Below are 18,877 nucleotides of genomic sequence, written 5' to 3' on the forward strand. Positions count from 1 at the left end.
ACGTCGCGTGAAAATCGGCCGGGGCGGCCCGCCGCGCGTGTTCCAGCGATTGCCGCCGCGCGCGGGCTTTACTAGGTTGCCGTCCATGATCCGCTGCGCCCTTCCCCTCGCCACCGCCCTCATCCTCGCCGCCGTGCCGGCGCTCGCGCTGACCGAGCCCCCGGCCGCGCCGGCGCCGCCCGTGGTTTTGCCCGCCGCGCCAGTGCCCGGCTTCGTCCGGGCGGAGGGCACGCGCTTCGTCAATCCGGACGGATCGACGTTCAACATCAAGGGCATGAGCTTCGGCAACTGGCTGCTGCCGGAAGGCTATATGTTCAAGTTCACGGTCCAGCGCTCGCCGCAGGATATCGAGGACGTGATCGAACATCTCGCCGGCCCGGAGGAGGCGGCGCGCTTCTGGAAGGAGTTTCGCGACGCCTATATCCAGGAGGACGATGTCGCCTTCCTCGCCGCGTCCGGCTTCACCACCATCCGGGTGCCGCTGCACTGGAAGTTCTTCCTCGACCGCGCCAATCCCGACCAGGTGGACCCCGATGGCGAGGGCTGGGCCCGCATCGACCGGCTGGTCGGCTGGGCCAAGGCGCACGACATCAAGCTCATCCTCGACATCCACGCCGCGCCCGGCGGGCAGACCGGCGTGAACCATGATGACGGGGTGGGCTACCCGCTCACCTTCTACGTGCCGGAATACCGGCGCCGCACGCTCACCATGTGGCGCGCCATCGCCGAACGCTACAAGGACGAGACGGCGGTGCTGGGCTATGATCTGCTCAACGAGCCGATCACCCCCTATCACGACACCGATTTCCTGAATTCGCGGCTGGAGCCGTTCTATCGCGAGCTGGTGGAGGCGATCCGCGCGGTCGATCCCAACCACCCGATCATGCTGGCGGGGGCGCAGTGGAGCACGAATTTCGACGTGTTCGGCCCGCCCTTCGCCGATAATCTCGGCTACACCTACCACATGTTCTGGGCCGGCCCGCAGCGCAGCTCGATCCAGAAATATGTCAATTTCGGCAATCGCTGGCAGGTGCCGATCTTCATCGGCGAGACCGGCGAGCTGAATGACGACTGGAACCAGAAGTTCCGCACGCTCAATGAGCGCTTCGGCCTCGGCTGGAGCTTCTGGACCTACAAGAACCTCGACACCCCCTCCACCGTCTCCTCGATCAACCGGCCTGAGGGCTGGGACGCCATCGCTCTGTTCGGCAGCGTGCCGAAGAGCCAGTGGGAGAGCATGGAAAAGCCCTCGCGCGAGGCCGTGGCGGCGACGCTGCGGGCCTATATCGAAAACGCGCGCTTCGCCAACACCACCATCCGCGCCTCCTATGTCGCCTCGCTCGGGCTGACGGCGACCTGCCCGGGGCGCGCCCTCGCCGGGGCGGGCGCGGCACCGGCGGCCACGGCGCCCGCCACGCTCGCGGCAGCGACGCCCGGCGCCGAATTGATGGCCGCGCCAACAATTTCATGCCCGTGACGGGCTGCTGACGGCGCCCGGTTCCTCCGGCTCCGGCCCCGGATCAGCGCGCCGCCGCGCGGCGCTTGTCCGGGGAGCGCGGGCAGCCCTCGTGTCCCGGACGCCTGGAACGTGAGCGGAAGGCGAGCCGGACCCAGCGGCAAGCGCTTCGGCAACTCTTCGACGCGGCGGGAAGGGGGCGCGCCCGGTCCCCCGGCCCCGGATCGGCGCCGCTGACGCGGCTTGTCCGGGGAACGGCGTGGCCGGGCGCGGCCGCTCCTCACCGCAACTTGCCGAGCACCTCGATCAGCTCCGACACCTTGGCGCGCTGGTCGTCGGCGTCGCCGGACGCCATGGCGTGGGCGACGCAATGGCCGAGATGGTCGCGCAGCACTTCCTCTTCCACCTTCTTCAGCGCCGCTCGCACCGCCGCCACCTGGGTGACGATGTCGATGCAGTAGCGGTCCTCCTCGACCATGCGTGAGAGGCCGCGCACCTGTCCCTCGATGCGGCTCAGGCGTTTCAGACAGGCAAGGCGTGTGTCGTTCTGCATCCTTGTCATATACCCACATGGGGTATATATCGCAAGTGTCAGATACCTCGTAGGGGTATGGGAGAAGCGACATGGCGGATCAGGATCACGGCCACGATCACGGGGCGCACACGCACGGCACGCCAGCGCCCGGCAAGGGTGCCTCCTGCTGCGGCGGTCATCATCATGACGCTGCGTCCGCTCCCGCGCATCCGCACGATCCCGGACATCCGCACGCGCATGGGCACGCCGCGCCCGCCGCGCATATGGCGAAGGACCCGGTCTGCGGCATGGATGTGGACCCGCACACAGCGACGCTGAAGGCGGAGCATAACGGGCTCACCTATTATTTCTGCGCGCCGGGCTGCCGTACCAAGTTCATCGCCAACCCGGAAAAATACCTCGGCGACAAGGCCCCGGCCGAGCCGGTGCCGGAGGGCACGGAATATACCTGCCCGATGCACCCGGAGATCGTGCAAATCGGCCCCGGCAGCTGCCCGATCTGCGGCATGGCGCTGGAGCCGATGCTGGTCAGCCTCGATGACGGCCCGAACCACGAACTCATCGACATGACGCGCCGGTTCTGGATCGGCCTCGCGCTCACCGTGCCGGTGTTCGCGCTTGAGATGGGCGCGCATCTGGTGCCGGCGCTGCATCACCTGGTGCCGCCCGTCACCTCGGCCTGGATCCAGCTCGCGCTGGCGACGCCGGTCGTGCTCTGGGCGGGGGCGCCGTTCTTCGTGCGCGGCTGGCAGTCGCTGGTGACGCGCAACCTCAACATGTTCACGCTGATCGCGCTCGGCACCGGCGTCGCCTATCTCTACAGCCTCATCGCCGTGCTGGCGCCCGGCCTGTTCCCGCCGGCCTTCCGCGGCGCCGACGGGGCGGTGGCGGTCTATTTTGAATCCGCCGCCGTCATCACCGTGCTGGTGCTGCTCGGCCAGGTGCTGGAGCTGCGCGCCCGCGAACAGACCTCCGGCGCCATCCGCGCGCTGCTCGACCTCGCGCCTAAGACCGCCCGCCGCCTCAACGCCGATGGCAGCGAGGCGGAGGTGCCGCTCGCCGACATCGTCGTGGGCGATCATCTGCGGGTGCGCCCGGGCGAGAAGGTGCCGGTCGACGGTACCGTGCTTGAGGGTCGCTCGGCGCTCGATGAATCCCTCGTCACGGGCGAATCTATGCCGGTGAGCAAGGGGGAGGGCGATCGGGTGATCGGCGGCACGCTGAACCGTTCCGGCGGGCTGGTCATCACGGCGCAGAAGGTGGGGCGCGACACGCTGCTCGCCCGCATCGTGCAGATGGTGGCGCAGGCGCAGCGTTCGCGCGCCCCGATCCAGCGCCTTGCCGACCGCATCGCCGGCTGGTTCGTGCCGCTGGTGGTCGCCAGCGCGCTGTTGGCCTTCGCCGCCTGGGCGATGGTGGGGCCGGAGCCGCGCCTCGCCCATGCGCTGATCGCCGCCGTCGCGGTGCTGATCATCGCCTGCCCCTGCGCGCTCGGCCTCGCGACGCCGATGTCGATCATGGTCGGGGTCGGGCGCGGGGCGCAGATGGGCCTCTTGGTGAAGAACGCCGAGGTGCTGGAGCGGATGGAAAAGGTCGACACGCTGGTGGTCGACAAGACAGGCACGCTCACCGAAGGCCGGCCCAGCGTCACCGCGATTGTCACCCTGGAAGGCTTCACGCAGGATGAGGCGCTGCGCCTTGCCGCCGCCGTCGAGCGCCCCTCCGAGCACCCCCTGGCGCACGCCATCGTCACGGCGGCAGAGGGGCGCGGGCTCGACATCCCCAAGGTGCGCGGCTTCGACAGCCCCGTGGGCAAGGGCGCTTATGGGCTTGTCGAGGGTAAGCGCGTCGCCATCGGCAGCGCGGCGTTCCTCTCCGAACTCGGCATCGACCCCGCGCCGCTGCACGAGCGCGCGGACGAGCTGCGCGGCGAGGGCGCCAGCGTGGTGCTGCTCGCCATCAATGGCAAGCTCGCCGCCGCGCTGGCGATAGCCGATCCGGTGAAGGCGACGACGCCGGCCGCGCTCGCCGCGCTCGCCAAGGAGGGCATCCGCGTCGTCATGCTCACCGGCGACAATCGGGTGACGGCGCAGGCGGTGGCCCGCCGGCTCGGCATCACCGAGGTCGAGGCCGAGGTGGCGCCGGAGGACAAGGCGGCGGTGGTTTCGAGGCTGAAGGCGCAGGGCCGCGTCGTCGCCATGGCCGGCGACGGGGTGAACGACGCGCCCGCGCTCGCGGTGGCCGATGTCGGCATCGCCATGGGCTCTGGCACCGATGTCGCCATCGAGAGCGCCGGGGTGACGCTGCTGCATGGCGATCTCGCCGGCATCGTCACCGCCCGGCATTTGTCGCAGGCGACCATGCGCAACATCCGGCAGAACCTGTTCTTCGCCTTCCTCTACAATGGCGCCGGTGTGCCCATCGCGGCGGGCGTGCTCTATCCCATCTTCGGCCTGCTGCTCTCGCCGATGATGGCGGCGCTGGCCATGGCGCTGTCCTCGGTCAGCGTCATCAGCAACGCGCTGCGGCTCAGGGCGGTGAAGCTGTAGGGTAGGGCCGCGCCGCCCCGTTCCCCGGACAAGCCGCGCCCGCGCGGCGCCGATCCGGGGCCCAGGGGGACCGGGCGCGTCGTTAGGTTCGCCGAAGAGATTTACGCCGCAGTGTTTTGCGCTGGGTCCCGGCGCGGCGCTCCGGCTGCGCCTGCGCTTGGCCGGGACACGGGCGCGCGGCGTCCGCACTTGCCGCTTCGCCCAATTCGTAATAAACGAAGTTACATGAAAAGGGATAGCCGCCTCTCCTCGGTTCTGCACGCCCTGCTGCATATGGCGGAGCGGGACGGGCCGATCACCTCCGAAGAGCTTGCCGCCTGCATGCACACCCATCCGGTGGTGGTCCGCCGCACCATGGGCCTGCTGCGTGAAGCCGGGCTGGTGCGCTCGGCGCGGGGGCCGCAGGGCGGCTGGCGGATCAGCGCCGATCTCGGCACGGTCACGCTGCGCCAGCTGCACGAAACGCTGGGCGAGCCCACCATCTTCGCCATCGGCAACCGGCAGGACATGCCGGGCTGCCTTGTCGAACAATCGGTCAATGCCGCGCTGGACGAGGCCTTCATGGAAGCCGAGGCGCTGCTGCTCACCCGTCTCGGCGAGATCACCCTGGCGGATCTCGCCGCCGATTTCAGCCGCCGCTATGCCGCGCGGCGCGAAGGGAACAGTTGATATGCATGATGTCATCGTCGTCGGCGGCGCCTATGCCGGCATGGCCGCCGCTCTCCAGCTGCTGCGCGCCCGGCGCAGCGTGCTGGTCATCGATGCCGGCTTGCGCCGCAACCGCTTCTCCCACGCCTCGCACGGGCTGCTCGGCCAGGACGGGGTCGACCCGGCCGAGATCGCCCGCACCGCCCGCCGCCAGCTTGAGGCCTATCCGACGCTGGACTGGGTCGAGGGCGCGGCGCAGGACGCCGCCGGCGCGAAGGATGATTTCACCGTCACCACCGCGTCCGGTGCGCTCCATCGCGGCCGGCGCCTGCTGTTCGCGCTCGGGGTCAGCGACGAGCTACCCGCCATCGAGGGGCTCGCCGAGCGCTGGGGGCGCAGCGTGTTCCACTGCCCCTATTGCGACGGCTATGAGCTCGATCGCGGTCGCCTCGGCGTCATCGCCACCGGGCCGATGTCGGTGCATCAGGCACTTATGGTGAAGGAATGGGGCGCCGTCACCCTGTTCACCAACGGCGCCTTCACCCCCGACGCGGCGACGCGCGCCACCTTCGCCGAAGAGGGCATCGCGCTGGAGGAAACGCCGCTGGCGCGGCTGGAGGGGCATGCGGACGTTGTGCTGGCCGATGGCCGCCGGCTCGCTTTCGCCGGCCTGTTCACCGCCCCGCGCAACCGGCCGTCCTCCCCGGTGGCCGAAAGCCTCGGCTGCGCGCTGGAAGAGACGCCGTTCGGCACGCAGATCGGCACCAATGAAGCGAAGGAAACCAGCATCCCCGGCGCTTTCGCCTGCGGCGATGCCGCCCGCGTGCCGCACTCGCTCACCCTCGCCATCGCCGACGGCGCCTGGGCCGGCATGCAGCTGCACCGCTCGCTGGTGTTCTGAGCCGCCGCCCCGCCTGCCTGGGTCCCGGCGCGCCGCGCCTGTCGTTCCCGGACAAGCCGCACCCGTTCCGTTCCCCGGACCAGCGTCGCGCCGATCCGGGGCCCAGGGCGACGGGCGGCGCCGCCTTGCCCCTCTCGTCGCGCAAGGCGTTGCCGAAGCGGTTTGCGCGGGGTCCCGGTGCGCCTTCCGCTGACGCTGCAGGCGTCCGGGACACGGGCGGGCAGAGGGGCGGCATCGAGCGGTTCGATTGGCGCAAAATCCAGCATCGGCCCGGCCTCGCCGGCCGCGTCGGCCCGACTTTTCCCCATTCGCGCCGGGCCCGATGTGTGCGCGGGCTCATCATTTGCTTAAATGGGAGGCTCATCGAGGTCGCCTTGATGCCGCAAGGTTAGCGGCCGGGGCGCGGAAGGGGCTTAAGATGTTCAGACCTTTCATCATCAATCCGCCCGTCTTTTTCGGGTCCGTCCTCATAATCGCTCTGTTTCTTGCCGTCGGCGTGATCGTTCCGGAACAGGCCAGCGCGATCTTCGGGGGGCTGCAGAGCCGGATATTGGCGGGGTTCGGCTGGCTTTACCTGCTGTCGGTTGGCATCTTCCTCGCGGCCGTGCTGCTGCTCTGCCTTGGAGACTTCGGCCGGCTCAAGCTGGGCCCGGACGATTCGACGCCGGACTTCCGGTTCTCGTCCTGGATCGCGATGCTGTTCGCGGCGGGCATGGGCATCGGCCTCATGTTTTACGCCGTCGGCGAACCCATGACCCACTTCATGCAGCCTCCCACCGCCGAGCCGCGCTCGATCGCGGCGATGCGCGAGGCCATGTCGGTGACGTTCTTCCACTGGGGGATCCACGCCTGGGCGATCTACGCCGTGGTCGGTCTTTCGCTGGCCTATTTCGGCTATCGCTACAACCTGCCGCTGACCATCCGCTCCGGCCTCTACCCCCTGCTCAAGGAGCGCATCAACGGGCCGATCGGCCATGCGGTCGACATCTTCGCGATTGTCGGCACGATGTTCGGCATCGCCACCTCGCTCGGCCTCGGGGTGAGCCAGATCAATGCCGGGCTTAACTATCTCACCGGACTGCCCGTCGGTCCCGAGGTGCAACTGCCGCTGATCGCTGTCATCACCGGCCTGGCGACGGTCTCCGTCGTCACCGGCCTCGACAAGGGCGTGCGCATCCTCTCCGAGCTCAACCTCGTCGTCGCGATCCTGCTCATGCTGTTCGTGCTGGTGATGGGGCCGACCACGCTTCTGTTCCGCGACTTCGTGCAGAATATCGGGCTCTATCTCGATACGCTCGTGCTTCGCACCTTCAACATCTACGCCTATGAGCCGACGCCCTGGATCGACGGCTGGACGCTGTTCTACTGGGCCTGGTGGATTTCCTGGTCGCCCTTCGTCGGCATGTTCATCGCCCGCATCTCGCGTGGACGCACGGTGCGCGAATTCGTGGTCGCGGTGCTCTTCATTCCGGCCGGTTTCACCTTCTTCTGGATGACCGTCTTCGGCAACACCGCCATCTTCATTGATACAGGCGTGGCGGCGGGCGAGCTCGGTCAGGCTGTGGCGGCGGATGTCTCGGTCGGGCTGTTCCAGTTCTTCGAATACCTTCCGCTGCCGGTTGTCACCTCGACGCTGGCCATCCTCCTGATCGCCGTGTTCTTCGTCACCTCGTCGGATTCCGGTTCGCTTGTCGTCGATTCCATCGCGGCCGGCGGCGAGACGCAGACGACGACCGGCCAGCGCGTGTTCTGGTGCGCGCTGGAGGGGGCGGTCGCCGCCGGGCTCCTGCTGGCGGGCGGGCTGGGTGCGCTGCAATCGGCCACCATTGCCAGCGCGCTGCCCTTCACCTTCGTCATGCTGGCGCTGGTATGGGCGCTGTTCGCAGGGATGCGGGCCGATATCGCCCAGCAGCGGGCGCATGCCGGCCAGCCCTTCGCCGTGCCGAGCGCCCCGGCGGCCGGCGTCACCTGGCAGCGCCGGCTCGCGCTGATCCTCCATGCGCCGACGCAGGCCGAGATCGAGCGATTCATCGCGGCCCAGGTGCGCCCCGCGCTGGAGCAGGTCGCGCAGGAACTGACGCGCCGCGGACGGGTCGCCGAGGTGCATGACGAGGAAAAGGGTGCCGTCGCGCTACGCTCCCCGGCCGAGAACGTGCGCGATTTCGTCTATGGAGTCAGTGCAGTGGCCCACCGCCTGCCGACGGTCCTCACGGCGGGAGCCGGCAAGCCGGAATACCGCTATGAGGCGCGGACATACTTTTCCAGCGGCGGGCGCGGCTATGATGTGATGGGCATGGCGCCCGACCAGATCATCACCGATGTGCTGGTGCAGTTCGAACGTTATCTGAACCTTGTCCACTCGCCGGAGACCCAGCTTGTGCAGGCCGCCCCGGGTCATCAGGGGGAGGGCTAGGGCCGGCGGGACGGGATCGCGCCGGCCGGCATAGGTGGTTGGCTTTCCCCCGGCATAAAAAAACCCGCCCCCGGCGTTCGTCCGGAGGCGGGGCGGGAGCCGGAAGGGTCGGCTCCCGGAAGACCCCATACCCTAGATAGTTGGAGCGGAAACGCCGGCCGGGGCGGGGGGCGGAAAACGGGTGGTGCTGGCACCCCGCCGCGCCGGCGGCGGGATCGGTCGTGAGGCCGCGCGGCAGTCTTACAGCGCGCGGCAGTCTTACAGCGCGCGGCAGTCTTGCTTACCGCGCGCGGCAGTCTTGCCCCGCGCGGCGGGAGGTTCACTCCGCCGCGAGGCGCAGCAGCGGGGCCGGCGCTTCCACCGGCAGCGCGTCCGCCACCTTGGCGGCGATGATCTCGGCGGTGGCGCAGGAGAGCGTCCAGCCCAGATGCCCGTGGCCGGTGTTGTAGAACACGCCCGGCTGCTTGCCGGCGGCGACGCGCGGCATCATGTCGGGCATCATCGGCCGCAACCCGGCCCACGGCACGACGCGCGCGGTGTTGACGCCGGGGAACAGCTTGCGGGTCCAGTCGACCAGCGGGCGGATGCGGTCGGCGCGGATGTCGCGATTCTCGCCATTGAACTCGGCGGTGCCGGCGACGCGGAAGCGGTCCTTGCCGAGGCGCGAGGTGACGATCTTGGTCTTGTCGTCGAGCAGGCTCACCCAGGGGGCCGAGGCCTGGCTCTCCTCGTCGTCGAGCATGACGGTGATGGAATAGCCCTTCACGGGATAAATGTTCACCCGGTCGCCGAGCCCGGCGGCGATGGCGCGCGAGCCGATGCCGGCGCAGACCACCGCGCCGTCGAAGGACAGCGTCTCGCGGCGGGGCAGCGCGTCCTCGGCGTCGGGGGCGACCGAGAAGGTCACGTCCACCCCGGTGCCGCCGGCGCCGGTGCCGGTGTGGGTCACGCGCTCGACGCTGGCCTCGCTGATGAAGCGCACGCCGTTGCGCCGGCACACTTCCGCCAGCCCATAGGTGAATTTGTGAATGTCGCCGGTGGAATCGGAGGGAGTGAAGAAGCCGCCATAGAAATGGCCCTTCAGCGTCGGCTCCAGCGCGCGGATTTCCTCGCCCGTCACCTCGCGCCGCTCCAGCCCGCCCTTGGCATAGAGGGCCGACACCTTGCGGGCGTTATCCTGGGCTTCCTTGTCGCGGTAGATGTGCAGGATGCCGCGCGTCTCGTGGTTGAAGTCGATGCCTTCGCGCTTGGCGATGTCGAACATGTAGTTGCGGGCCTGCAGGGCGAGACGGGTGGTCTCGACCGTGTTGGCCTCATAGTTCGGGATATTGGCGAGGAACTCGGCCATCCAGGAATATTTGTGCCAGGAAGGCATGGGGTTCATCAGCAGCGGCGCGTCCGGCGTGAACATCCACTTGATGCCCTTGAGCACGGTGGCCCAGGAGTTCCACACCTCGGCATTGGAGGCGGAGAGCTGCCCGCCATTGGCGAACGAGGTCTCCATCGCCGAATAGCGCTGGCGGTCGATGACGGTGACGTCATAGCCCTTCTGGTGGAGGGCATAGGCGGTGGTGACGCCGGTGATACCGGCACCGATAACGGCGATGTGGCGCATGGGAGGCTCCCGCGCTTGAGGACGACATGGCCCGACGCGCGGTGCCCCGCTTGGCGTCCGGCCGGCTGTCCCCATCTGTCGCGGTACCTGAGAGCTCGCCCCGAGACAGACGGCGGCGCCGTCAAACCATCCCGGGCTTCCCCTTCGGTGGGCGTCCTACCCCGGGGAAACCCGGCGCGACGCCTCTCTCCAGATTGTCCTGATCATGCGGTCCGTGGTGCCTGAGAGTTTCCTGGGGGGTTGCTCCGTCGGCGCCGACAATTGTCCGGGAGGGACTGTCGATCTCTCCCGCATGATCACTAGCAGACGGCTATATGCATCGCACAAATGCATGCCTCATTCAAGGGCAGGCGGGCGTGCTCGCGCCGAGTTGAGCCTGCGACCTTGGGAGGGGGAGGAGGGTAAGACGCCGCCTCGCGCCGCGCCGGGTGGGAAAGAGATCTGCCGAAGAGTTTCCCCTGGGCCCCGGATCGGCGCTTCGCAGGCGCGGCTTGTCCGGGGAAGGGGCGTGCCGCCGTGTCCCGGACGCCTGGAGCGTCAGCGGAGGGCGATCCGGGACACGGCGCAAAAGCATTGGGCCAAATCCCCCCCCTCACACCCCCGCCGCGTCGAGCCCGAGGTCGAGGATCGGGGCGGAATGGGTGATCCAGCCGACCGAGATCAAATCCACCCCGCTGGCGGCGATAGCGCCCACCGTCTCGCGCGAGACCCGGCCCGAGGCCTCGGTGAGCGCCCGCCCGCCCACCAGCGCCACCGCGTCGGCCAGCAGGACGGGGGTCATGTTGTCGAGCAGCACCGCGTCGACGCCTTCGGCCATGGCGGCGTCGAGCTGGGCCAGCGTGTCGACCTCGACCTCGATCTTCACCATGTGCCCGGCATGGGCTTTCGCCGCGCGGATCGCCGGCACCACGCCGCCGGCAACGGCGATGTGGTTGTCCTTGATCAGCACCGCGTCGTCGAGGCCGAAGCGGTGATTGGAGCCGCCGCCCGCCCGCACCGCGTGCTTTTCCAGCGCCCGCAGGCCCGGGGTGGTCTTGCGGGTGCAGACGATCTGCGCCTTGCCATGCTGGCGGGCGATCGCCACCAGCCCCGCCGTGGCGGTGGCGATGCCGGACATGCGGCAGGCGATGTTCAGCGCCACCCGCTCGGCGGTGAGGATGGCACGGGCCGAACCGTCGAGCCGCAGCACCACGTCGCCGGGCGCCACTTCAGTGCCGTCGCCGCGCTCGACGCTGACCTTCAGCGTGGGGTCGATCAGGTCGAAGGCGATCACCGCCGCGTCGATGCCGGCGATCACCCCCGGTTGGCGCGAGGCGATCACCGCCTGAAACCGCGCCTGTGCGGGAATGCAGGCATCGGTCGTCACGTCGCCGGCGCGGCCGAGATCTTCCAGCAGCGCGGCGCGCACGATCGGCTCGACCATCAGGCGGGGGAGGGGGGGAGGGGTCATGATGCTCTCGTTTCAGCAAAAGGAACGTCAGGACCGGGCTTGGCCCGGTCCTCCACGTCTTGCCCGTCAGCTATCGGTGCCGAAGGCGTGGATGCCCGGGCCAAGCCCGGGCATGACGTGGTTTTCGTGTCAGGGCCCACGCCCACTCCTCACGCTACCTGGCGGGTCTCGACGGCGTCGGCCGCGTCCGCCAGCCGCGTCTCGGAATGCCGCGCGGCCGCCGCCGGGGCGGGGTGGTCGGCGCGGAAATGCCCGCCGCGGCTCTCACTGCGGCGCAGCGCCGCCTCGGTGATCGCCAGCGCCACCAGCGAGAGGTCGCAGCCCTCCCGGTCGGCGATCGCGCCGAGCCGGGCGGCGGCGGCCTCCAGCCCCACGGCCTCGCGCACCACGCCCACCTGCCGGTCCATCAGCGCGCGGATCTCGGCCCGGGCCGGGGAGCGCGGGCGAGCGGGAGAGGGCGCGCGCGCCAGGCCGGGCGCGGCGTCCTCGCCGGCAATGTCCTGCGCGATCCATTGCGCATAGGCCAGCGCCTCCAGCAGCGAATTGCTGGCCAGCCGGTTGGCGCCGTGCAGCCCGGTGGAGGCCACCTCGCCGCAGGCCCACAGGCCCGGCACGCTGCTGCGCCCGGCGACATCCACCCGGATCCCGCCCATATGGTAATGCGCCGCCGGCCGCACCGGAATCGGCGCCCGCGCCGGGTCCAGCCCATGGGCGCGGCACAGCGCGACCACGCCGGGAAAGCGGGTGTCGATGTTCTTCATCCGGGCGTCCAGCACCACGGTCTCCCCGGCGGCGAGCTGAGCGAAGATCGCGCGCGCCACCACGTCGCGCGGGGCGAGTTCCTGCCCCGGCACCTCGGCCATGAAGCGCTCGCCGCGGCTGTTGAACAGCCGGGCCCCTTCGCCGCGCAGCGCCTCGGTGGCGAGCGGCATTGGCGCAGGGCCGCCAGAGGCCGCCCGTTCGGGGTCTCCGTCCACCGCCATCGCGGTGGGGTGGAACTGCACGAACTCAAGATCGCGCAGCACCGCCCCCGCCCGCGCCGCCAGAGCGAGGCCGGAGCCGACCGCCCCGAGCGGGTTGGTCGTGGCGCCATAGAGGCCGCCGAGCCCGCCGGTGGCGAGCACCACGGCACGGGCGGCGAGGGTGAGCGTGCGCCCTTCGCGGTCGCGGGCGGCAATGCCGGCGATGCGGCCATTGGCGTCGGCCAGAAGCTCGCCCGCCCGCCAGCCTTCCATGACAGTGATCGAGGGGCAGTCCCGCGCCGCGCGGGTCAGTGTTTCCAGCACCACGCGGCCGGTGCCGTCGCCCTGCGCATGGACGATGCGCCGGCGCGCATGCGCGGCTTCCAGCCCCAAAGCGAGGCTGCCATTGGGGTTGCGGTCGAACGGGGTGCCGAGCCCGACCAGCCAGTCGATCGCCCCCGGCGCGGCGCCGGCCACGCGGCGCGCCACCAGCGGCTGCGACAGCCCGGCCCCGGCGGCCAGCGTGTCGATGGCGTGCAGATCCGGCCGGTCGTCGGCGCCGAGCGCGGCGGCGATGCCGCCCTGCGCCCAGCCGGTGGCGGCCTCCGCCCCCAGCGGCGCGGCGACGACCAGCGTCACCGGGAGCGGCGCCAGCCGCAGCGCGGTGGCAAGGCCGGCCACCCCGCCGCCGACGACAACGATGTTCTCACGCGAATGGCTCACAAGCGGACCCTTCCGAGGTGCGATAAGCGGGCGAAGTGCGTTCAGCGAATGGCGTTCAGCTGATCGCCAGCATGCGCTCGACGGCGAGGCGGGCCCGGCCGGCGATCGCGGGGTCGATTTCGACCTGCGTCGTCATCGTCTCCAGCGCCCGGCGGATGTTCGGCAGGGTGATGCGGCGCATGTGTGGGCACAGGTTGCACGGGCGCACGAACTCGATGTCGGGGTGGTTCACCGCCACATTGTCGGCCATCGAGCATTCGGTGATCAGCACCACCCGCGCCGGCTTCTCGTCGCGCACATAATCCGCCATGCCGGCGGTGGAGCCGGCATAATCGGCCTCCGCCACCACTTCGGGCGGGCATTCCGGATGTGCCAGCACCACGACGCCGGGATGGTTCTCGCGCAGATCGCGAATATCCTGCGGGGTGAAGCGCTCATGCACCTCGCAATGGCCCTTCCACGCGATCAGCTCCAGCTCGGGCACCAGCTTCTGCACATTCTGCGCGAGGAATTCGTCGGGCAGCATGAGGATGCGATTGACGCCCCATTCCTTCGCCACCGCGCGCACCACCTTCACCGCGTTGCCTGACGTGCAGCAATAATCGCTCTCGGCCTTCACCTCGGCCGAGGTGTTGACATAGGTAACGACGGGCACGCCGGGATAACGCTGCTTCAGCAGGCGGATGTCGGCGGCGGTGATGCTGTCGGCCAGCGAGCAGCCCGCGCCCATATCAGGCATCAGCACGGTCTTGGACGGGTTCAGCAGCTTGGCGGTCTCGGCCATGAAATGCACGCCGGCCATGACGATGACATCGGCATCCACCGTCACCGCCTCGCGGGCGAGGGCCAGCGAATCCCCGACAATGTCGGCCACCGTGTTGAAGATTTCAGGCGCCTGGTAGTTGTGGCCGAGCACCACGGCGTTGCGCTCCCGCTTCAGCCGCTCGATCGCCTCGACCTCGCGGGCGATCAGCGGCCATTCCGCCGGGGTGATGTGCTTGGCCACCCGCGCATAGAGATGCGGCAGCGCGGGCAGGGCGGGCCGCTCGTCGGGCAGGCCCGGGACAAACGCCTCGGGGCGGTCGGCATGGGCAGCGACGTCGAAGTCCAGCATCGCGTCCTCCATTATGCTCTTTTTGAGTATAACTCAGGCCAAAGAAGACCGGGCAGCAGGGCCCGGCGGATCGTCATTATGCTAGGACTGAGTATAAGTCGCTGTCAACACTTCGTCACAAATCGGGCGATATGGGATTTGGATCGGTGAGGCAACGCATGACACTTGAAATCGACTCCGCCGGCATGGACGACGAGGGCGCGGTGGTCGCTCTCTGGCAGGCCTGCGGGCTCACGGTTCCCTATAATGACCCGGCGGCCGATTTCCGGTTCGCGCGCGGTGGCGCGAATTCGGAGGTGCTGGTGGCCCGCCGTGAAGGCGGCCGCGTCTGCGCCTCTGCCATGGTCGGCCATGACGGGCACCGGGGCTGGATTTACTATGTCGCCGTCGATCCCATCCTCCAGCGCCAGGGCGTCGGCGCGGAGATCGTGAGCGCGGCGGAGGCGTGGCTGCAGGCGCGCGACGTGCCGAAGGTGCAGCTTCTGGTGCGCGAGACCAACACCGCCGTCGTCGCCTTCTACGAGAAGCTTGGCTTCGAGGTCGCCCCGCGCGTGGTCCTGTCGAAATGGATCGACGGGCGGGATTAACCCTCACCGCCGCCCGAACCCTCCCGGCAACCTCACCCCCGGCGCCGGGCGCTCCAGCAGCACTTCGCGGCGGAAGCGCACCAGCCGGGCGGGGCGGCCGCCGGTCTCGGCCGTGCTCTCGCCGGTCTCTTCCACCAGCCGCTGCTGCTCCACCAGCCGGCGGAAATTCTGCTTGTGCAGCCGCGAGCCGGACAGCGCCTCCACCGCCTGCTGCAGCTGGCCGAGCGAGAAACTCGGCGGCATCAGCTCGAACACCACGGGGCGGTATTTGATCTTGCCGCGCAGACGGGCGATGGCGAGCGCCAGCATGCGGCGGTGGTCCTCGCGCATTTCGGTGCCGGAGGGCGGGATGGCGATGCGGTCGGAGCCGCGCTCGCGCAGCGCCTCGCCCACCAGCCCGGCCTCATAGAGCAGCTCATAGCGCTCCAGCACCCGCTCCTCGTTCCAGCCCGCCTCATGGCCGCCGGCGCCGCCGAAGCCCAGCGCGATGCGCTCGGCCCGCCGTTCGCTCAGCCGTCCCTGCGCCGCCCCCGCTGCCCAGGCGCGCAGGCCGTGTTCGAGCGTGTCGAGCACGGCGGGGCGGGCCCCCCGCCGCGCCAGTCCTCCCAGGGGAAATAGCGGTACCAGCTCTGCCACGCCGCGTCGGTGTCGCCGGCCGGCCGGGCCTCGCGCACGAGGGCGAGATAGGCGAGGGAAAGCGCGCGGGTGCCGTCCTCGCCGCGGTCGCGGTCGCCGAAGGTGTAAAGCTGCTCGACATAGCCGAGTTCCTGCAGCGTCTGCCGCTCCACCCAGCTGCGCAGGCCCATTTCCAGCGTGCGGTGGCCGCGCTCCAGCGGGCCGGAGGGCAGCGAATCGCGCCCGTCGCCATGGCGCAGCGTCAGCACCTTGGGGTCGTCGCCCGTCACGGCCACGATCACCGCCGACAGGCCGATCGCCAACGCCGGTTCCGGCGCGTGGGAAGGGGCGGCGCTCGTGCGCGGGTCTGGGCTCGGCGTGGTCGGCATCGGGTTCCGGGCGGTGGGTTCGGCGTGCCGCACATTAGCATGGAAGCGGCGGCGTCGCTGCGCCGGCAACTCTTGCGCCGGCGGCGCGGGAGTGGCACTCCGGCAAAGGTTGCAACGGAGGCGGATGATGAGCGGCAAGGTGGTTCTACCCGGCGGAAGCAAGGTTTCGGCGCTTGGCATCGGCACCTGGATGATGGGCGAGCGCCCCGAGGCGCGGGCCGAGGAGACCGAATCGGTGCGCCTCGGCGTCGAGCTCGGCCTGAAGCTGATCGACACGGCGGAAATGTATGGCGAGGGCGCCTGCGAGCGCTTTCTCGGCGAGGCGCTGGCCGGGCTGCGCGACAAGGTTTTTCTCGTCTCCAAGGTCTACCCGCACAATGCCAGCCGCGCCGGCGTGGTCTCAGCCTGCGAGCGCAGCCTCCGGCGGCTGAAGACCGACCATCTCGACCTCTATCTGCTGCACTGGCGCGGCAGCGTGCCGCTGGCGGAAACCATCATCGGCTTCGAGCAGCTGAAGACCCAGGGCAAGATCCGCGACTGGGGCGTGTCGAATTTCGACACGGACGACATGAACGAATTGTACGAGACCCCCGGCGGCGAGGCCTGCGCCACCAATCAGGTTCTGTACAATCTCACCCGGCGCGGGCCGGAATGGGACCTGCTGCCCTGGCTGCAGGAACATGAAATGCCGCTGATGGCCTACAGCCCGATCGAGCGCGGCCGGCTGAAGAGCACCGGCGTGCTGGCCGATCTCGCCGCCAAGCACAATGCCCGGCCCTATCAGATCGCGCTCGCCTGGGCGCTGCGCATGCCGGGCAACATCGTCATCCCCAAGGCCTCGCGCGCCGCCCATATGCGCGAGAATGCCGGCGCAAGCGACATCGCGCTCGATGCGGAAGACCTCGCCGCGCTGGACGCCGCCTTCCCGCCGCCGTCGCGCAAGCGCTCGCTCGAAATGCTCTAAGCGACGTCTACGCACCGGCCGCGAGGCCGGCCAGCCAGCGACGAATGATTGTCTCCTCATCGGTCGAGAGGCCCGCGAGGAGGCCGGATTCGAGCCCATAGACCCGCGCCTTGGCCGCGCTAAGCCGGGCCTCGCCCTCCGGTGTCAGGGCGATCTGCTGGATTCGTCCATGCACCGCATGGGGACGACGGGCCACCAGCCCGGCCTTCAGCAGATTGGCGATGATGGTGCTCATCGTCTGCGGCGTCAGCAGAGCGAGGCGGGCGAGGTCCGCCCCGGACGCGGCGGGATAGGCTTCCAGCATCACCAGGGCCGAGAACTGCGCCGAGGTGAGGCCGAGATCGCTCAGCAGGGCTTCCACGCGCAGGCGGTGCACATGCGCCGCCTGACGCAGCAGATAGCCGAGATGGCCGTCGGCGCCGCGCCTGCCTTCGCCCGGGGCAGGCGGCACGGCGTCGGGGGAGTTGCGCATTATCAGAGCCCTGATATCATATTCGTGCTCTGATAATATCTCCTCGCGCAGGTTCACGCCACCATGACGATTCCTGAGAGCGCCCCGGCGGCGCCGTTCTCCTATGCCGGCTTTCAGGCCGTTGCTCCCGCCGCCACCGCCGCGCTGCGCGCGCTGAGCCAGTCGGTGGATGCCGGCCTCGACAAGGGGCTGGTCGAACTGGTCAAGATCCGGGTGTCGCAGATCAATGGCTGTGCCTTCTGCACGGCGTTCCACATCGCGCTCGCCCGCCGGCTCGGCGTGGAGGCGGCGAAGATCGACCTGGTGGCGGTCTGGCGCGACGCCGGCCTGTTCACCCCGCGCGAGCGAGCGGCGCTGGCCTGGGCGGAGCAGCTTGCCGGCATGGCGGGCGGCCCGGTGCCGGAGGACGCGGTGGCGCAGTTCGGCGAGGTTTTCGCGTCTGACGAGGTGGTGCACCTCACCGTCGCCATCGCCGCCATCAATGCCTGGAACCGCATTGCCGGCGGGCTGCGCTTTCCGCCCCCTTCCTGATCCCGCATGGGGCGGGCACGGAAGGTGAGTGGCGGCTTGCCCTCACGGCGCCGGGCAGGGCACGCTCCGGCGCCGTGCATCGGTGAACAGGTAGCCGGCGACGGCGATCACCACCAGCGCGCCGCCGAACAGCGCCGGCGGGCCGACCCGCTCGTCATAGGCCAGCCACACCCAGAGCGGGGAGAGCGCCACGTCGAGCAGCAGCAGCAGGCCGGTTTCGCCCGAGCCTATGTGCCGCCCGCCCATCAGGGTCAGCACATTGGCGAGGCCGGAGGTCAGCACGCCGAGCAGCGCGCAGACGAACAGCGCATAGGCCGAGGGCAGGCCGGGCGACGCCAGCGGCAGGGCGATCACCGCCGCGATCACGGCGGAGACGAGGCTGATCAGCGTCAGGTCGAGTTTCGGGTAGCGCTTGGCCTGCACCAGCAGCCCGCCCCAGCTCAGCGTCATCAGCGCCGCGACCAGGATGCCGGCGCTGTCGCCCACTGAGATCGCCGCGCCGGCGGTGATGGTGATGCCCACCGCCGCCACCAGCGCCGCCGCGCCGAAGCGCCGGCTCAGCTTTTCACGCAGCGCCACCAGGGCCAAAAGGGCGGTGACGAAGGGCAGCGTGGCGTAGATCGTCATGACGGTGGCGACCGAGGTCAGCTGCAGCGCGCCGATATAGGCGATGTTGCCGACCACGGCGAGGCCGATGGCGAACAGGCTGGCGCGGGAGGCGCCGGCCCGCAGCGCCTGCGCCCTGTCGGCGGTGGCCAGCAGCCAGAACGGCGCGAGCGCCAGCACCGCGAACACCGAGCGCCAGAGGATGATCGTCCAGGCATCGAGATCGGCCATCCGCACGAACAGGCCGACAAGGCTCCACAGCAGGGTGGAGAACAGCACCACGGCAAGGCCGGCCGCGCGGGGTGTCAGCAAGGCACGGGACGTGATGGACATGAAGGCCTCTGTGT

15 protein-coding genes, 1 pseudogene and 2 riboswitches are annotated in these 18,877 nt (G+C 69.7%); of the genes and pseudogenes, 8 read left to right on the forward strand and 8 right to left on the reverse strand.

All coding sequences use genetic code 11. The annotated features are described in order from the left end of the window. Positions 1 to 85: 85 nt before the first annotated feature. Positions 86 to 1,477 (forward strand): glycoside hydrolase family 5 protein, encoded by a 1,392-nt coding sequence (locus A3M1_RS0114205; protein WP_018389648.1) that lies wholly within the window; start codon positions 86 to 88, stop codon positions 1,475 to 1,477. A gap of 259 nt (positions 1,478 to 1,736) precedes the next feature. On the opposite strand, the gene A3M1_RS0114210 is transcribed toward A3M1_RS0114205, so the two are convergent. Beyond that, on the reverse strand, positions 1,737 to 2,009 hold the full coding sequence (locus A3M1_RS0114210) for a metal-sensitive transcriptional regulator (RefSeq protein ID WP_018389649.1): 273 nt from the start codon (positions 2,007 to 2,009) through the stop codon (positions 1,737 to 1,739). A gap of 71 nt (positions 2,010 to 2,080) precedes the next feature. Between A3M1_RS0114210 and A3M1_RS0114215 the strand changes: the two genes are divergently transcribed. From A3M1_RS0114215 to A3M1_RS0114230, 4 genes are all read left to right on the forward strand, one after another. Next, positions 2,081 to 4,540, forward strand: coding sequence for a heavy metal translocating P-type ATPase (locus A3M1_RS0114215; protein ID WP_018389650.1), 2,460 nt, complete (start codon positions 2,081 to 2,083; stop codon positions 4,538 to 4,540). A gap of 225 nt (positions 4,541 to 4,765) precedes the next feature. Then, positions 4,766 to 5,209, forward strand: coding sequence for an Rrf2 family transcriptional regulator (locus A3M1_RS0114220; protein WP_018964084.1), 444 nt, complete (start codon positions 4,766 to 4,768; stop codon positions 5,207 to 5,209). A 1-nt stretch (position 5,210) separates the two neighbouring features. Further along, positions 5,211 to 6,089, forward strand: a complete 879-nt coding sequence (locus A3M1_RS0114225; protein WP_018389652.1) for an NAD(P)/FAD-dependent oxidoreductase — start codon at positions 5,211 to 5,213, stop codon at positions 6,087 to 6,089. A gap of 418 nt (positions 6,090 to 6,507) precedes the next feature. Beyond that, positions 6,508 to 8,502, forward strand: a complete 1,995-nt coding sequence (locus A3M1_RS0114230) for a BCCT family transporter (RefSeq protein WP_018389653.1) — start codon at positions 6,508 to 6,510, stop codon at positions 8,500 to 8,502. 319 nt (positions 8,503 to 8,821) lie between these two features. Here A3M1_RS0114230 and A3M1_RS0114235 read toward each other — a convergent pair whose 3' ends face one another. The 4 genes from A3M1_RS0114235 to nadA form a co-directional block, all read right to left on the reverse strand. Further along, the gene (locus A3M1_RS0114235; RefSeq protein WP_018389654.1) at positions 8,822 to 10,117 is read right to left on the reverse strand and encodes a D-amino acid dehydrogenase; all 1,296 of its coding nucleotides are present in this window, start codon (positions 10,115 to 10,117) and stop codon (positions 8,822 to 8,824) included. Between the two features lie 71 nt (positions 10,118 to 10,188). Further along, positions 10,189 to 10,314: riboswitch (glycine riboswitch) on the reverse strand. Position 10,315: 1 nt separating this feature from the next. Beyond that, positions 10,316 to 10,418, reverse strand: a riboswitch (glycine riboswitch). Positions 10,419 to 10,709: 291 nt separating this feature from the next. Then, entirely contained in the window at positions 10,710 to 11,567 is an 858-nt protein-coding gene (gene nadC, locus A3M1_RS0114240) for a carboxylating nicotinate-nucleotide diphosphorylase (RefSeq protein ID WP_026221319.1), read from the reverse strand. A gap of 149 nt (positions 11,568 to 11,716) precedes the next feature. Beyond that, positions 11,717 to 13,252 (reverse strand): L-aspartate oxidase, encoded by a 1,536-nt coding sequence (locus tag A3M1_RS0114245; RefSeq protein ID WP_018389656.1) that lies wholly within the window; start codon positions 13,250 to 13,252, stop codon positions 11,717 to 11,719. 55 nt (positions 13,253 to 13,307) lie between these two features. Next, on the reverse strand, positions 13,308 to 14,366 hold the full coding sequence (nadA, locus tag A3M1_RS0114250) for a quinolinate synthase NadA (protein WP_018389657.1): 1,059 nt from the start codon (positions 14,364 to 14,366) through the stop codon (positions 13,308 to 13,310). A 158-nt stretch (positions 14,367 to 14,524) separates the two neighbouring features. On the opposite strand from nadA, the gene A3M1_RS0114255 reads away from it, so the two are divergent. Beyond that, positions 14,525 to 14,953 carry a GNAT family acetyltransferase gene (locus A3M1_RS0114255; protein ID WP_018389658.1) on the forward strand — a complete coding sequence of 143 codons (429 nt, stop codon included), beginning with the start codon at positions 14,525 to 14,527 and terminating at the stop codon, positions 14,951 to 14,953. Positions 14,954 to 14,956: 3 nt separating this feature from the next. Here the strand turns inward: A3M1_RS0114255 and A3M1_RS25090 are convergent. Next, a pseudogene (locus A3M1_RS25090) lies at positions 14,957 to 15,957 on the reverse strand (hypothetical protein). 127 nt (positions 15,958 to 16,084) lie between these two features. Here A3M1_RS25090 and A3M1_RS0114265 point away from each other — a divergent pair. Beyond that, a complete protein-coding gene (locus A3M1_RS0114265; RefSeq protein WP_018964081.1) occupies positions 16,085 to 16,921 on the forward strand; it encodes an aldo/keto reductase in 837 nt (278 codons plus the stop codon). 7 nt (positions 16,922 to 16,928) lie between these two features. Here A3M1_RS0114265 and A3M1_RS0114270 read toward each other — a convergent pair whose 3' ends face one another. Next, positions 16,929 to 17,393 carry a MarR family winged helix-turn-helix transcriptional regulator gene (locus A3M1_RS0114270; RefSeq protein ID WP_018389660.1) on the reverse strand — a complete coding sequence of 155 codons (465 nt, stop codon included), beginning with the start codon at positions 17,391 to 17,393 and terminating at the stop codon, positions 16,929 to 16,931. 63 nt (positions 17,394 to 17,456) lie between these two features. Between A3M1_RS0114270 and A3M1_RS0114275 the strand changes: the two genes are divergently transcribed. Continuing rightward, positions 17,457 to 17,924, forward strand: a complete 468-nt coding sequence (locus A3M1_RS0114275; protein WP_018389661.1) for a carboxymuconolactone decarboxylase family protein — start codon at positions 17,457 to 17,459, stop codon at positions 17,922 to 17,924. A gap of 42 nt (positions 17,925 to 17,966) precedes the next feature. Here the strand turns inward: A3M1_RS0114275 and A3M1_RS0114280 are convergent, their stop codons facing one another. Continuing rightward, on the reverse strand, positions 17,967 to 18,863 hold the full coding sequence (locus A3M1_RS0114280) for a DMT family transporter (RefSeq protein ID WP_018389662.1): 897 nt from the start codon (positions 18,861 to 18,863) through the stop codon (positions 17,967 to 17,969). Positions 18,864 to 18,877 lie beyond the last annotated feature (14 nt).

The organism is Ancylobacter sp. FA202, assembly GCF_000380205.1.
Taxonomy (GTDB): domain Bacteria; phylum Pseudomonadota; class Alphaproteobacteria; order Rhizobiales; family Xanthobacteraceae; genus Ancylobacter.